This is a genomic window from Streptomyces sp. STAM6 (genome assembly GCF_054963715.1).
Genome location: NZ_JBUEFZ010000001.1, coordinates 353,058 through 366,833 on the forward strand (window position 1 = coordinate 353,058; position 13,776 = coordinate 366,833).

The window sequence follows — 13,776 nt, forward strand, 5'->3', positions numbered from 1 at the left end:
CTCGGGGACCGTCCCGGTCACCCTGTGATCAGGTCCGCCTCCGCGGTCCCGCTCCGGGGTCGGGGCAGCACCGGCTCGAGCGCCAGGAGCCGTTCCACGAGGCGCAGGAACAGGGCGACGTCCCGGATGAGGTCGTCGGCGTCCCGGGCGCCGGCCGCACCCTCTATACCCGCCTCGGCCCGGGCCCGGCGGGAGGCGCCGGACGCGAACAGGGCGCTCCACTCGGTCAGCTCGGGCGCGATCTCCGGCAGCACCTCCCAGGCACTGCGTATCTGCTGTCGTTTGCGCGGGGAGTTCTCGGGCCGCCCGCGGGCGGCGAGGACGGCGGCCGCGGTGCGCAGGGCGGCGAGGTGAGCCGTGGCGTACCGCTCGTTGGGGGTTTCCAGGGTGCTCGCCTCCTCCAGGCCGGCGCGGGCCTGGGCGAGCAGGTCGAGGGCGGCGGGCGGGGCCGACGCCCGGCGCAGAACGGGGTGGACGTCGCGTGCCGACGGATGAGGACCGGCCATGACGAACCTCCTGATCGTCGTGTGACGGCGCGTAGCCGTATGTGCCCATCGTGGCGCCCACCACTGACAACCGCCGTTGACCTGGGGTTTTGCTTCCGTCCAGGGTTCGGAGTAGTTTTTGCACTGACCGGTCAGTTCAAATGAGGAGGGGGAGGGCGCGAGTGAACCCGGACGGCAAGGACGAGCCCGAGACCGCGCGTGGGGCCGCCGACGACAGCGGTGAGGCGACCGAGGCCGGCGACCGCGTCGGCAGCGCCGCGCGCACGGGCAAGGCCGCCCAGAGCGCCGGGAGCACCGGCGAGTCCACCCGCAGCGCCGGGCGCGCCGGCAAGGCCGCCCAGAGCGCCGCGCGCGCGGGGAAGGCCACCGGAGCCGCTGAAGACGCCGGAGGCGCCCAGGACGCCGCGGACAGCGAGGACGAGGGCCGCCGGGACAAGGGCCGCGAGGACGAGGACCGCCAGGACGCCGGGAAGACCGGGCTCGCCTCGCCCACCGCGCCCACCCCGCCTGCCGGGGGCAGCGAAAGCGCCGCTCCGGCCGCTGCCCCGGCCTCCGCCCCGTCCCCCGCCTCCGATGCGGAGACGCGGCGGGGCGCCGCGCTCGTCGCCGAGAACTTCGGACTCAAGGGGCCGCGTGGGTGGGCCTTCCGGGCAGTGTCGGTGGACGCGGAGCCCGGTGCCCTGATCACCATCGAGGGCCCTTCCGGGTCCGGCCGCACCTGTCTGCTGCTCGCGCTCACCGGGCGGATGAAGCCGACCGAGGGCCACGCGGAGGTGGCCGGGCTGCGACTGCCGCGCAAGATGGCGGCCGTGCGCAGGATCAGCGCCCTCGGGCCCGTCCCCGGGGTCAGCGACCTGGACCCGGCGCTCACCGTCGCCGAGCACCTGCGCGAGCGGGCGCTGCTGCAACGGCGGTTCGACGGCTCGCCGCTCGCCCTGCTGCGCCGGCCCGCCGAGCGGAAGGCCGCGTCCCGGCGCCGGGTGGCGGCCGCACTGGAGGCCGCCGGCCTGGACGTGGACGCCCTGCCCAAGGGCGAGCGCACCTCCGTGCGGGATCTGGAGCGCCTGGAGGCCCTGCGCCTGTCGGTCGCCCTCGCCCTGATCGGCGAGCCCCGGTTGCTCGCCGTCGACGACATCGACATGAAACTCTCCGACGCCGACCGCGCCGCGGCCTGGTCACTGCTGCGGTCCATCGCCGCCGACGGCACGACCGTGCTGGCCGTGTGCAGCGAGGCGCCCGGAGACACGACCACCATCCGCACCATCGAGGAGGGGGCAGCCGATGCGTTCGCCGAAACTGGCCGCGCTTGAGCTGAAGCGGTTCGGCAGGGGGAAGCTGCCGCGCGCCGCACTCGTCGCGATCCTGCTGCTGCCGTTGCTGTACGGCGCGCTCTACCTGTGGTCCTTCTGGGACCCCTACAGCCGGCTCGACCGGATACCCGTCGCCCTGGTCAACGAGGACCGGGGCGCGACAGCGGACGGCAAGAAGATCACCGCGGGCGCCGATCTCACCGCGAACCTGCGCGACAGCGAGGTCTTCGACTGGCACGAGGTGAGTGATGCCGAGGCCCGCGAGGGCGTCGAGAACGGCACGTACTACCTGTCGCTGACGATGCCCCGCGACTTCAGCGAGCGGATCGCGTCCAGCTCCGGCGACTCCCCCGAGACGGGTGCGCTGAAGGTACGGACGAACGACGCCAACAACTACATCGTCGGCCAGATCTCGCGGACGGTGTTCTCCGAGGTGCGGACGGCGGCTTCGACGAAGTCGTCGCGGACCTTCCTCGACAAGATCTTCATCTCCTTCTCCGACATCCACGACGCGACCGAGGAGGCCGCCAAGGGCGCGGACAAGGTCAAGGACGGCGTCGGCAAGGCCAAGAAGGGTTCCAAGGACCTCTCCGACGGGCTGACCAACGCCAAGGAGGGCAGCGGCAAGCTGGCCGGCGGTCTCAAGTCGCTCGACAAGGGCGCGGGCGAGGTGGAGAACGGCGCCTGGCAGGTCGCGAACGGCACCCAGGTGCTGGCCGACAAGGTCAACGGCGTGGCCGCCGACGTCCGCCCGTACCTCAAGGACAACGGCAAGAAGATCGGCGACTCGGCCCGGCTCGTCTCCGACCTGTCGCAGGCCATGAGCCACAACCTCGATCTCATCGTGAAGACCGGGCCCACCGCGCGCGAGGGCGCGCACAAGGCGGCCGACGAACTGGCCGCGCTGTACAAGGAGCGCTGCGAGGACGCGCCGCTGCCCGACCCGACCTGGTGCCCGCCGATGAAGCGCGCGAAGGTCGCCTCGGCCGACAGCGCGAAGATCGCCGACGATCTCCACGAGCTGGCCAAGGACAGCAACGGCGACCTCGGGAAGCTGCAGGCGCAGCTGGCCGATCTGCGGACCAAGGCCGACGCGCTGGCCAAGCGGGCGCCGAACCTGGACAGCGACCTGGCGTTCGCCGTGCGCAAGATCAACGAGCTCAACACCGGGGCCCACGAGGTCGCCAAGGGCGCGGACAAGGTGCACACGGGTCTGACCGGTGCCAAGACCGGCTCCACCGACCTGGACAAGGGCGTCGGCCGGCTCAAGAAGGGCGCCGGTGACCTCGACAGCGGGTTGTTCAAGCTCGCCGACGGCTCCACCGAGCTCGCCACCGGCCTCAACGACGGCGTGGACAAGATCCCCGATTACGACAAGCAGGATCGTGACCGCCGTACCGAGGTGATGGCCGACCCGGTCAAGCTCGCCGCCCAGTCGCTGCACAAGGCGCCCAACTACGGCACCGGCTTCGCTCCCTACTTCATCCCGCTCTCCCTGTGGGTGGGCGCGATGGTGGCGTACATGCTGATCCAGCCGCTCAACCGCCGCGCGCTCGCCGCGGGTGCGTCCGCCTGGCGGATCGCCTTCGCCGGCTGGCTGCCGGTCGCCGCGATCGGTCTTCTCCAGGTGGCCGCGCTGATGTCCGTGCTCCACTGGGGGCTGGGCCTGCAGATGGCGCGCGCGGCCGGAACGGTCGGCTTCCTCGCCCTGGTGACCTGCTGCTTCGCAGCGATCATCCAGTGGCTGAACGCCCGCTTCGGCGCGGCGGGCCGGATCCTGGTGCTGGCCCTGCTGATGCTCCAGCTGACCTCGGCCGGCGGCACCTACCCCGTTCAGACCAGCCCGGGCTTCTTCAACGCCATCCATCCCTTCCTGCCGATGACGTACGTCGTGGAGGCCCTGCGCCGGCTCATCACGGGTGGCGGGATCGGCCCGGTGTGGCAGGCCTGTGCGGTTCTGGCCACCTTCACCGCCGGTGCGCTCGCCCTGACGGCCCTCTCCGCCCGCCGCAAGCAGGTCTGGAGTCTGGACCGGCTGCATCCCGAACTGAGCCTGTGAGACCTGTGAGAATCGACGCCATGGACACCCAGAGCAGCAGACGGCAGGCCACCCGCACCAAGCTCTACGAGGCAGCCGTGACCCTCATCGCCGAACAGGGCTTCTCGGCCACGACGGTGGACGAGATCGCGGAGCGGGCCGGGGTGGCCAAGGGCACGGTCTACTACAACTTCAAGAGCAAGACCGAGCTCTTCGAGGAGCTGCTCCGGCACGGCGTGGGGCTCCTCACGGCGTCACTGCGCTCCGCCGCCGACGCGACGGCGGAGCGGGGCGGCACCCGGATCGAGGCGCTGGACGCGATGATCAGGGCGGGACTGGTCTTCATCGACCGCTATCCGGCCTTCACCCAGCTGTACGTCGCGGAGCTCTGGCGTACGAACCGGGCCTGGCAGTCGACCCTCATGGTGGTCCGCCGGGAGGCGGTCGCCGTGGTCGAGACGGTTCTGCGCGAGGGCGTCGAGAACGGTGAGCTGAGCGACGAGATCGATGTCTCGCTGACCGCGGCTGCCCTGGTCGGAATGGTGCTCGTGGCGGCGCTGGACTGGCAGGCGTTCCAGCGCGAGCGGTCCCTGGACGATGTGCACGCGGCGCTGTCCCGGCTGCTGCACGGACGCGTCGGCGGGTGTTAGGGCGCCGCGCCGCGCGGACGGCCCACTGCCGCGCGGCGCGCAGCCGCTGACCGCAAGGAAAAAGCCGGTCCGGTGAGGCTCGATCCCCCCGAGCCTCGCCGGACCGGCGTGTTTCCCCCGTGTCCCCGTTGTCCCCCGTTGTGCGAAGAGAGCCCGACCCCCGTTTGTCCCCCGTGGTCGGTGGGCTCTCCCGTTGTGCACCCCGTTCCGGCAGGTGCGCGGTGACGGTTCCGCCGCCCCGTGTCGGCGGTGCCTCCACCGCGCCCCTTCCGTGGTCCCCACTCTTCCGTCCCGGCGGGTCCGGCCCCATCCGCGTCCCTACTCATCTCGCCGACTGAGTACGGATACTCAGCCCTGCGCGCTCACACCCAGGCCGGCCGTCCCGGGGCCGCGCACGCCGGGCGTCCGCAGGAGCGCCCGGGCCGCCGGACCGCACTGTCGGTGGGCCCGGATAAAGTCGCCGCCATGGCACGGATTGCGGTGATCGGCGCCGGGATGGGCGCCATGGCGGCGGCTGCCCGGCTGGCTGTGGCAGGCCACCGGGTGACGGTGTACGAGCGGTCGGAGACGTACGGCGGCGCGGTCGGACGGTTCGAGCGCGACGGCTTCGCCTTCGACACCGGCCCGGGGCTGTTGCATCTGCCCGCGGTCTACCGGGACCTGTTCGTGAAGACCGGCAAGGCGCCGCTGGAGCGGTGCGTGGAGCTGACGCAGGTCGACCCGGCGAGCCGGCATGTGTTCGCCGACGGCACGGCGGTGTCGTTGCCGAACGCGTCGCGGGCCGGTGTCGTCTCCGCGCTGGACGGGGCGCTGGGCGCCGGGGCGGGCGAGCGCTGGGGGGCGTTCCTGAACCGCGCGCGGGACACCTGGGACCGCTCGCGCCGGCCGCTGCTGGAGGAGCCGCTGCCCGCCGATCCCTCCCCGTTCTCCCGTGATCCCTATCCGGCGCTGAAGTCCGGTCTGCTGCGCCGCTCCCCGAGGACGCTCGCCGAAGTGGGCCGGCGGGAGCTGCGCGACCCGCGTCTTGCGGCGCTGCTGGAGGGGTACGCCCTGTCGTACGGCTTCGATCCGGCGACCGCGCCCCCCTCCGCCGCCGTGCTGCCCTACATGGAGCAGACGTTCGGCTCCTGGTACGTGCGCGGCGGCCTGCGGGCGCTCGCCGACGCGGTGTACGAGCGGTGCCTGGAGCGGAAGGTGGAGTTCGTCTTCGGCGCCGAGGTGACCGGTGTCGTGGTGAAGGACGGCCGTGCGGCCGGGGTGCGGGTGGCGGACCGGGGGCCGGCCGACGCGGACCATGTGGTCGCGGGTGCGCCCGTGCCCGCGCTCTACCGGGACCAGGTGCTGGAGTGGGAGAGCCAGGACGAGTGGCCGCGCCACCAGTCCGGCGTGCGGACCGGCAGGGTGACGCTCTGTCTGGCGCTGCGCGGTGAGCGGCCTCCCGGCGCCGTGCACCGGACGGTGGTGCACTCCGCCGACCGGGGCGACGAGCTGGAGTCACTCTCGGCGGGCCGGCTGTGCGAGCGGCCGACGGTCGTGGTGCTGCGCCCGGACGACGAGCGGCTGCGGCCGGACGGGACGCACGAGGCGGTCACGGTGACGGCGACCGTGCCGGCCGGGGGTATGTGGGCGTCGGAGAACCTGTGGGGCGCGTCCCGGGAGGCGGAGGTGAACGCCTTCGCGGACCGGATGACCGAGGCCGCAGCGGCGGCGGTGCCCGAGCTGCGGGAGCGGCTGCTGTGGCGGGAGGTGCGTACTCCGGCCGACACGTTCCGGGAGACGGGGGTGTTCCAGGTGCCGGGGCCGGCGCTGGCGGGTGCCGGCGGTGCGCTGCTGCCGGCGGCCAATCCGGCTCCGGTGGCCGGGCTGTACTTCGCCGGCGGGTGGGCGCACCCGGGCGGCGGTCTCGCCCATGCCGGAATGTCCGGGGCGCTGGTCGCCGGACTGATCGTGGAGGGCGCGGACTTCCGGGGCTCGCGGTGAGGGGACCCGGAGCGGGTCAGTAGCGGTACTGCTGGTCGCCCTGGCCCTGGTCGTAGCCGTACGGGGAGGGCGGCTCGTGGGGCGGCTGGGGCAGGTGTTCGCTGTCGCGCTGCTGCGGGACCCACACACCGCCGGGCGGGGTGTCCATGCCGTACTGCGGGGCGTAGGGATCGCTGTACTGCTGCTGGCCGCCGTAACCGTCGTAGGCGCCGTAGCCCTGGCCGCCACTGACCGGGGCGGTGCCGATGTAGGGGTCGGAGTAGGCGGCGTACTGCTGCTGGCCGCCGTAGTCGTAGGAGGCGGCGTACGCGTCCTGCTGGTCGTAGCCGGTGGGTGCGTAGCTGCCGAACCCGCCGTCGTACTGCGGGGTCTGCTCGGCGCGGTCCGCGTGCCCGGCGTGGGCGTGCTGCTCCGCCTCGTAGGCGGCGGCGCTGTAGACGCCGTACTGGCCGGTCTCGTCGGGCAGCGGCTGCGGTTCGTAGACCGCCGAGTTCCCGGCGAGCGACCCCTCGTCCGGCTCCGGCTGCCGGTCGTACTCGAGGCCGGAGACCTCCAGGGTCGGTCCCGACGCCGGGGCGGGTCCGGCCTTGCGGCGGCGGCTCGCGCCGGGGCTGCCGCCGAGCGCCCAGCCGGTGGAGAAACCGCGCCGGAAGGAGAGCGTGACATAGGTCTGGCCGACCGCGAAGGCGGCCGCGCCCAGCGCGATCACCACGACGGAGGGGAGCAGCACACCCACCACGACGCCCAGGAACCCGGCGAAGGCGAGCAGGCGCCAGCGCAGCCGTGCCTTGTACTGCAGCAGCACTTCGCCGAGCAGCCACAGCGCGACGACACCGAACGCGATGTAGAGGACCGTCCAGCCCATGCCCGCCCCTCTCCTACGGCCGCCGCCGGGACGTGGCGGGTACGGCCGGTCAGGACTGCTCGTGCAGTCCGAGATTCTCGTAGATCTCCAGTGTCGCCGTGGAGTTGTTGAGCGTGATGAAGTGCAATCCGGGGACACCCTCGGAGAGCAGCCGGGCGCAGAACTCCGTGGCGAACTCGATGCCAATGGAGCGTACAGCGGCCGGATCGTCCTTGACGGCGAGGATCCGCTCTTTGAGGTCGGGCGGGAAGTGGGCGTTGCTGAGCATGGCGAAGCGTTCGATCTGCTTCACGCTGGTCACCGGCATGATCTCGGGAATGATCGGGGTTTCGCAGCCGGCCGCGTGGACCCGGTCACGCAGCCGCAGATAATCCTCAGGGAAGAAGAACATCTGTGTGATGGCGTAATCGGCACCCGCGCGGCACTTGTCGACGAAGTGCCGGATGTCCGTGTCCCAGTCGGTGGAGCGCGGGTGCATCTCCGGGAAGGCGGCGACGCCGACGCAGAAGTCCCCGGACTCCTTGATCAGCCGGACGAGGTCGGCGGCGTACCGCACGCCCTCCGGGTGCGGGACCCACTCGCCCATCGGATCGCCGGGCGGGTCGCCCCGGACGGCGAGGATGTTCCTGATGTCCGCGTCGGCGTACTGGCCGATCATGTTGCGCAGCTCGGCGACGGTGTGGCTGACGGCGGTGAGGTGCGCGACAGGGGTGAGCGTGGTGTCGGCCGCGATCTCCTGGGTGGCCTTGACCGTTCCGGCCCGGGTGGAACCGCCGGCTCCGTAGGTCACGGAGACGAAGCTCGGAGCGACGGCCTCGACGCGGCGCAGCGCGTTCCAGAGGTTCCGCTCGCCCTTCTCGGTCTTGGGCGCCCAGAACTCGAAGGAGTACGACGACTTACCGGTCGCGAGCAGATCGCGCACGGTACGGGCGCGATCTGTCCTGGTCGAAGGTGTGCCAAGGGCCATACGGGCAGGTTAACCACGGCTGGTGCCTCACCCAACCAGAGCACAGACATTTGCCGGAATTGCCGGTTTCTTGTCCACCCCTTGGACACTCGTGGACACCCCCGGGTCCCGGCGCGCACCTGCGATCGGACGATGCCGCTCCGCCCGGTGCCCGCTATCCCGCGGCGCGCTCGCGGACCCGCTTGGCGAGGGCCGCCGCGGCCGCGGCGGGGTCGTCGGCCTCGGTGACGGCACGGACGACGACGATCCTGCGGGCACCCGCGTCCAGCACCTCGTCCAGATTGCCCTCGTCGATGCCACCGATGGCGAACCAGGGCCGGTCCTGGGCCAGCGACGCGGCGTACCGCACGAGGCCGAGCCCCGGTGCGTACCGCCCGGGCTTGGTGGGCGTCGGCCAGCAGGGGCCCGTGCAGAAGTAGTCCACGCCCGGCTCGACGGCCGCCACGTCCACCTCGGCCTCCGCGTGCGTGGAACGGCCGATCAGCACCCGGTCGCCGAGGATGGCGCGGGCGGCCGGGACCGGGAGGTCACCCTGCCCCAGGTGCAGCACGTCCGAGCCGATGGCGTGCGCCACGTCGGCCCGGTCGTTCACCGCGAGGAGCTTGCCGTGCCGGCGACAGGCGTCGGCGAAGACGGCCAGGTGCTCCAGCTCCTCGCCGGCCTCCATGCCCTTGTCGCGCAACTGCACGATGTCCACGCCGGAGGAGAGCACCGCGTCGAGGAAGGCCGGCAGGTCACCCTGCCGCTTGCGGGCGTCCGTGCACAGATAGAGCCGGGCGTCGGACAGCAGAGTGGCGCGCGTGTCGCTGGACATGTGGGCGTTCCCCCCGGGGTGCGGCGGCGTACGGGCCGGGACAGGGTAGGTCCCGCACCCCTGCCCGTACACCGCCTGGTGTCGGCGTCTTACCTGGTGATACGGAGCGTCTCAGGAAGGGACGCCCCGTGTCGGTGGACGTGTCAGACGGCGAGCGCCTGGGCGCGGCGCTTCACCTCCGTGCCGCGATTCTCGCTGAGCGCCTGCGCGGGCGTACCCGGCAGGGACGGATCGGGGGTGAAGAGCCACTCCAGCATCTCTTCGTCGGTGAAGCCGTCGTCCTTCAGGAGCGTCAGGGTCCCCGCGAGGCCCTTGACGACCTTGCCGTCCTTGATGAAGGCGGCAGGCACCTGGAGCGCCCGGTTCTCACCGCGGCGCACGGCGACCAGCTGGCCCTCCTTGACCAGCTGCCGCACGCGCGTCACCTCGACATCGAGCATTTCCGCGATGTCGGGCAGGTGCAGCCAGGCGGGGACGAGAGCATCGATCTTTGCGTCAATCTCGGTCACGGGACAAGCGTGCCATCCCGGACTGACACTCGGTACCCGGGCTAGGCCGGACCGGCCATGCCGCTACGCCCGTGCGGCCGACTTCAGCGGGACGGCGGGGTCCGCGACCCGCTCGGGGTCGAGCGGGGTGCCCGCCTCGATGAGCCTGCGGCCCTGCGCGAGGTCGCGGGGGCGCCCCACCGCGAGGAGCGCCACCAGGGCCTCCCCGCGCAGCCATGCCACCGACCAGGCGGCTCCGGCCGGGTCGCCCCGCCACACCAGCCTGTCGGCGGCGGCGTGGTGGCCGGCGTACTGCACGAAACGCCCGAACTGCTCCGACCAGAAGTACGGCACGGGGTCGTAGGGGGCGGGGGCCTCGCCGACGATGTCCGCAGCGACCGTGCGCGGCCCCTGCAACGCGTTGTCCCAGTGGTGGACCAGCAGCCGCTCGCCGTAGCGGGCGGAGGGGAAGGAGGCACAGTCGCCGACGGCGTACACACCTGCGGCGGAGGTGCGCAGACGGTCGTCCGCGACGACGGCGCCCTCGGGGCCGAGCGCGATGTCCGAGCCGGCCAGCCAGCCGGTGGCGGGCCGGGCGCCGATGCCGACGACCACGGCGCCGGCCGGCAGCAGACGGCCGTCCTCCAGGGCGACCTCGCCCGGTTCGACCCGGGCCACGCGCGCGTGCGTCAGGAGTTCCGCGCCGCTCTCGCCGTACCACGCGGCCATCGGGGCGGCGACCTCGGGCGGCAGGGCACCCGCGAGGGGCCGGTCGGCCGCCTCGACCACGGTGACCGCACAGCCGGCCTCGCGCGCGGCCGTGGCGAACTCCGCGCCGATCCAGCCGGCGCCGACGACCACGACCTCGTGCTTCTCGGCCAGCACCGGGCGCAGGCGTTCGGCGTCGTCGAGGGTGCGCAGCAGGTGCACGCCGGGGACGCCCTCGGAACCGGGCAGGGTGACGGGCCGGGCGCCGGTGGCGACGACGAGGACGTCGTACGGGACCGGGCCGGCCTCCGTGTCGACCTCCCGCGCGCCGGTGCGCACTCCGGTGACCTCGACGCCCAGGCGCAGTTCGATGCCGAGCGCCTCGAAGTCCACGTCGAAGGCGGACCCTTCCGCCTTCCCGAGGAGGACCGCCTTGGACAGCGGCGGCCGGTCGTAGGGCTGGTGCGGCTCGGCGCCGATCAGCAGGACCGGGCCGGTGAAACCCCGCTCCCGCAGCGCCACGGCCGTCTGCACCCCGGCCATCCCGGCGCCGACGATGACGACGCCCCGCTCTGCATTCATCCGCTCGCTCACCCGATCACCTTACGCAGCTGACGCATCGTCAGGAAGCGACCTGCTCCACCACGCTGGTACCGCCGCCTTCCTGGGACTCCCATTCCCAGGTCTCCTCCAGCCGGACACGGCCGTCCGGGAGCTCGACCACGGCGGAGACGCAGTGCCCCGAGGACGTCTGCCCGTCCCGCTTCAGCTGGACATAGCGAAAGTCGAGCCGATCTCCGGACCGGGTACCGACGAGATGCCCGCGGACCACGTCCCCGCCCGCGTAGTCGGCCCAGACGCGGCCGTCCTCCTCGTGGTACGTGAACCTCGTCCTGGTGCCGACCTGTCCCGGGGCCTGGTCGGCGACCGGGGCGAGGACGAGGCCGTCGAGCGAGCGGGCCACCACGGTGAAGGCTCCCTTACTGCGGGTCGGGACAGGGGGTTAGTCTGGCCACCGTAGAGCACACGCGGGAGCCCGGACGCACCGGGCTGAGAGGGAGGCTGGCCGGCCTCCGACCGTACGAACCTGATCCGGGTCATGCCGGCGAAGGGAGGGGCTGGACGCCCATGCATCCACGAACGTCCGACGTCCTCGTCGTAGGGGGCGGAATCATCGGCCTGGTCACGGCCTGGCGCGCGGCGCGGCGCGGGCTGACCACCGCCGTGGTGGACCCTGAGCCGGGCGGCGGGGCCGCGCAGGTCGCCGCCGGCATGCTCGCCGCGGTCACCGAGCTGCACTACGGCGAGGAGACGCTGCTCGGCCTCAACCTGGCCTCCGCGCGCCGCTATCCGGCCTTCGCCGAGGAACTCGCGGAGGCCTCCGGCGCGGACATCGGGTACCGCGCGTGCGGCACCCTCGCCGTCGCCCTGGACGCCGACGACCGCGCCCATCTGCGTGAGCTGCACGCGCTGCAGATCCGTTCCGGCCTGGAGTCGGAGTGGCTCAGCGGCCGCGAATGCCGCCGTCTGGAACCCATGCTGGCACCCGGGGTGCGCGGCGGGTTGCGGGTGGACGGCGACCACCAGGTCGATCCCCGCCGCCTCGCCGCGGCCCTCGTGACCGCCTGCGAGCGGGCCGGGGTGGTCTTCCACCGCGCCTGGGCCGACCGGCTGGCCGTCGTACGGGACCGGGCCGCGGGCGTGACCCTGGCCGACGGCACCGAGCTCTCCGCCGGCCGGGTCGTACTGGCCGGCGGCAGCCTCAGCGGCAGGCTGGGCGGCGTGCCCGCCGATCTGGTCCCGCCGGTGCGCCCGGTGAAGGGTCAGGTACTGCGGCTGACCGTGCCCGGGCCGTACGCGCCGTTCCTGAGCCGTACCGTCCGCGCCGTCGTCCGCGGCAGCCACGTCTACCTGGTGCCGCGCGAGAACGGCGAGCTGGTCGTGGGAGCGACGAGCGAGGAACTCGGCTGGGACACCACCGTCACCGCCGGCGGCGTCTACGAGCTGCTGCGGGACGCCCATGAGCTGGTGCCGGGCATCACCGAGCTGCCGCTGACCGAGACCCGCGCGGGCCTGCGCCCGGGATCGCCCGACAACGCGCCGCTGCTCGGCCCGACCGGGCTGCCGGGACTGCACCTGGCCACCGGGCACTACCGCAACGGAGTGCTCCTGACCCCGGTCACCGGCGACGTCATGGCCGAGGTCCTGGCGACCGGGGAGCTCCCGGAGGAGGCCCGCGCCTTCACCCCCGCCCGCTTCTCCCGCCCCGGCGGCACCCAAGCCGCCCCGGCGACCGCCCCCGCACCCGTCTCCCCCGCATCCGTCTCCCCCGCAGGAGTGTCATGAACGTCTCCGTGAACGGCGAGGCCCGACGGCTCGTCTCCCCCACCACACTCGACGCCCTGGTCGCCACCCTCACCAAGGCCCCCTCCGGGGTGGCCGCCGCGGTCAACGAGACCGTCGTCCCGCGCAGCCAGTGGGCCGGGACCCTGCTCGGCGACGGCGACCGGGTCGAGGTCCTCACCGCGGTCCAGGGAGGCTGACCCATGGCCGACGACCGTCTCGTCATCGCCGGCACCACCTTCGACTCCCGGCTGATCATGGGCACCGGCGGGGCGCCCAGTCTGGACGTCCTGGAACGCTCCCTGGCCGCCAGCGGCACGGAGCTGACGACCGTGGCGATGCGCCGCCTCGACCCGACCGTCCAGGGATCCGTGCTCTCCGTCCTCGACCGGCTCGGCATCCGCGTCCTGCCGAACACCGCGGGCTGCTTCACGGCCGGTGAGGCCGTGCTGACGGCCCGCCTCGCGCGCGAGGCACTCGGCACCGACTGGATCAAGCTGGAGGTGGTCGCCGACGAGCGGACCCTGCTGCCCGATCCGATCGAGCTGCTCGACGCGGCCGAGACCCTGGTCGACGACGGCTTCACCGTCCTGCCGTACACCAACGACGACCCGGTGCTGGCGCGCCGGCTGGAGGACGCCGGCTGCGCGGCGGTCATGCCGCTGGGCTCGCCGATCGGCTCCGGACTCGGTATCCGCAACCCGCACAACTTCCAGCTCATCGTCGAGCACGCGCGCGTGCCGGTGATCCTGGACGCGGGCGCGGGCACGGCGTCCGACGCGGCACTCGCGATGGAGCTGGGATGCGCGGCGGTCATGCTCGCGTCCGCGGTCACCCGGGCCCAGGAGCCGGTCCTCATGGCCGAGGCCATGCGCCACGCGGTCGAGGCCGGCCGGCTCGCCCACCGCGCGGGCCGCATCCCGCGCCGCCACTTCGCGGAGGCGTCGTCACCGGCCGAGGGCCGTGCGGCGCTGGACCCGGAGCGGCCGGCCTTCGGCGCCTGATCCCCTCGCCTCCCCGGCCCGGCCCGGCACACCCGGGCGCGCCTCCCGCCGCGGGCGGCGCGCCTCCCCGGGCCGGTGTCACAGGTCGGCTGCAGTCCTGCGG

At 73.1% G+C, this 13,776-nt stretch carries 14 protein-coding genes and 1 riboswitch; of the genes, 7 read left to right on the forward strand and 7 right to left on the reverse strand.

Annotation, left to right across the window (positions count from 1 at the left end):
- Positions 1-17: 17 nt before the first annotated feature.
- Complete coding sequence (locus ACY34K_RS01625) at positions 18-506, reverse strand: SAV_6107 family HEPN domain-containing protein (protein ID WP_462742305.1); 489 nt, start codon at positions 504-506, stop codon at positions 18-20.
- 161 nt (positions 507-667) lie between these two features.
- On the opposite strand from ACY34K_RS01625, the gene ACY34K_RS01630 reads away from it, so the two are divergent.
- The 4 genes from ACY34K_RS01630 to ACY34K_RS01645 all read left to right on the forward strand — a co-directional run bounded on the left by ACY34K_RS01630 (position 668) and on the right by ACY34K_RS01645 (position 6,484).
- Positions 668-1,816 (forward strand): ATP-binding cassette domain-containing protein, encoded by a 1,149-nt coding sequence (locus tag ACY34K_RS01630; RefSeq protein WP_462742308.1) that lies wholly within the window; start codon positions 668-670, stop codon positions 1,814-1,816.
- Positions 1,788-3,875: a YhgE/Pip family protein gene (locus tag ACY34K_RS01635; protein WP_462742311.1), complete on the forward strand. Its 2,088-nt coding sequence runs from the start codon at positions 1,788-1,790 to the stop codon at positions 3,873-3,875. The genes ACY34K_RS01630 and ACY34K_RS01635 overlap by 29 nt, the downstream gene beginning before the upstream one ends.
- Before the next feature lie 20 nt (positions 3,876-3,895).
- Positions 3,896-4,504 carry a TetR/AcrR family transcriptional regulator gene (locus ACY34K_RS01640; RefSeq protein ID WP_462742314.1) on the forward strand — a complete coding sequence of 203 codons (609 nt, stop codon included), beginning with the start codon at positions 3,896-3,898 and terminating at the stop codon, positions 4,502-4,504.
- Positions 4,505-4,969: 465 nt separating this feature from the next.
- The gene (locus tag ACY34K_RS01645; protein ID WP_462742317.1) at positions 4,970-6,484 is read left to right on the forward strand and encodes a phytoene desaturase family protein; all 1,515 of its coding nucleotides are present in this window, start codon (positions 4,970-4,972) and stop codon (positions 6,482-6,484) included.
- 16 nt (positions 6,485-6,500) lie between these two features.
- On the opposite strand, the gene ACY34K_RS01650 is transcribed toward ACY34K_RS01645, so the two are convergent.
- The 6 genes from ACY34K_RS01650 to ACY34K_RS01675 all read right to left on the reverse strand — a co-directional run bounded on the left by ACY34K_RS01650 (position 6,501) and on the right by ACY34K_RS01675 (position 11,290).
- Entirely contained in the window at positions 6,501-7,349 is an 849-nt protein-coding gene (locus ACY34K_RS01650; protein WP_462742320.1) for a hypothetical protein, read from the reverse strand.
- A 49-nt stretch (positions 7,350-7,398) separates the two neighbouring features.
- The gene (gene metF / locus ACY34K_RS01655) at positions 7,399-8,316 is read right to left on the reverse strand and encodes a methylenetetrahydrofolate reductase [NAD(P)H] (protein WP_462742322.1); all 918 of its coding nucleotides are present in this window, start codon (positions 8,314-8,316) and stop codon (positions 7,399-7,401) included.
- Positions 8,317-8,470: 154 nt separating this feature from the next.
- Positions 8,471-9,130, reverse strand: coding sequence for a thiamine phosphate synthase (thiE, locus tag ACY34K_RS01660; RefSeq protein WP_462742324.1), 660 nt, complete (start codon positions 9,128-9,130; stop codon positions 8,471-8,473).
- Positions 9,131-9,273: 143 nt separating this feature from the next.
- Positions 9,274-9,639 carry an Rv2175c family DNA-binding protein gene (locus ACY34K_RS01665; RefSeq protein ID WP_462742326.1) on the reverse strand — a complete coding sequence of 122 codons (366 nt, stop codon included), beginning with the start codon at positions 9,637-9,639 and terminating at the stop codon, positions 9,274-9,276.
- A 63-nt stretch (positions 9,640-9,702) separates the two neighbouring features.
- Complete coding sequence (locus ACY34K_RS01670) at positions 9,703-10,908, reverse strand: NAD(P)/FAD-dependent oxidoreductase (protein ID WP_462742749.1); 1,206 nt, start codon at positions 10,906-10,908, stop codon at positions 9,703-9,705.
- Positions 10,909-10,948: 40 nt separating this feature from the next.
- Positions 10,949-11,290, reverse strand: a complete 342-nt coding sequence (locus ACY34K_RS01675; RefSeq protein ID WP_462742752.1) for a hypothetical protein — start codon at positions 11,288-11,290, stop codon at positions 10,949-10,951.
- A gap of 54 nt (positions 11,291-11,344) precedes the next feature.
- Positions 11,345-11,457: riboswitch (TPP riboswitch) on the forward strand.
- Between ACY34K_RS01675 and thiO the strand changes: the two genes are divergently transcribed.
- The 3 genes from thiO (at position 11,455) to ACY34K_RS01690 (ending at position 13,673) form a co-directional block, all read left to right on the forward strand.
- Entirely contained in the window at positions 11,455-12,672 is a 1,218-nt protein-coding gene (gene thiO, locus ACY34K_RS01680; protein ID WP_462742328.1) for a glycine oxidase ThiO, read from the forward strand. It overlaps the preceding riboswitch by 3 nt.
- Entirely contained in the window at positions 12,669-12,869 is a 201-nt protein-coding gene (thiS, locus tag ACY34K_RS01685) for a sulfur carrier protein ThiS (protein WP_462742330.1), read from the forward strand. Before thiO ends, thiS begins: the two co-directional genes overlap by 4 nt.
- Before the next feature lie 3 nt (positions 12,870-12,872).
- Positions 12,873-13,673: a thiazole synthase gene (locus tag ACY34K_RS01690; RefSeq protein WP_462742333.1), complete on the forward strand. Its 801-nt coding sequence runs from the start codon at positions 12,873-12,875 to the stop codon at positions 13,671-13,673.
- Positions 13,674-13,776 lie beyond the last annotated feature (103 nt).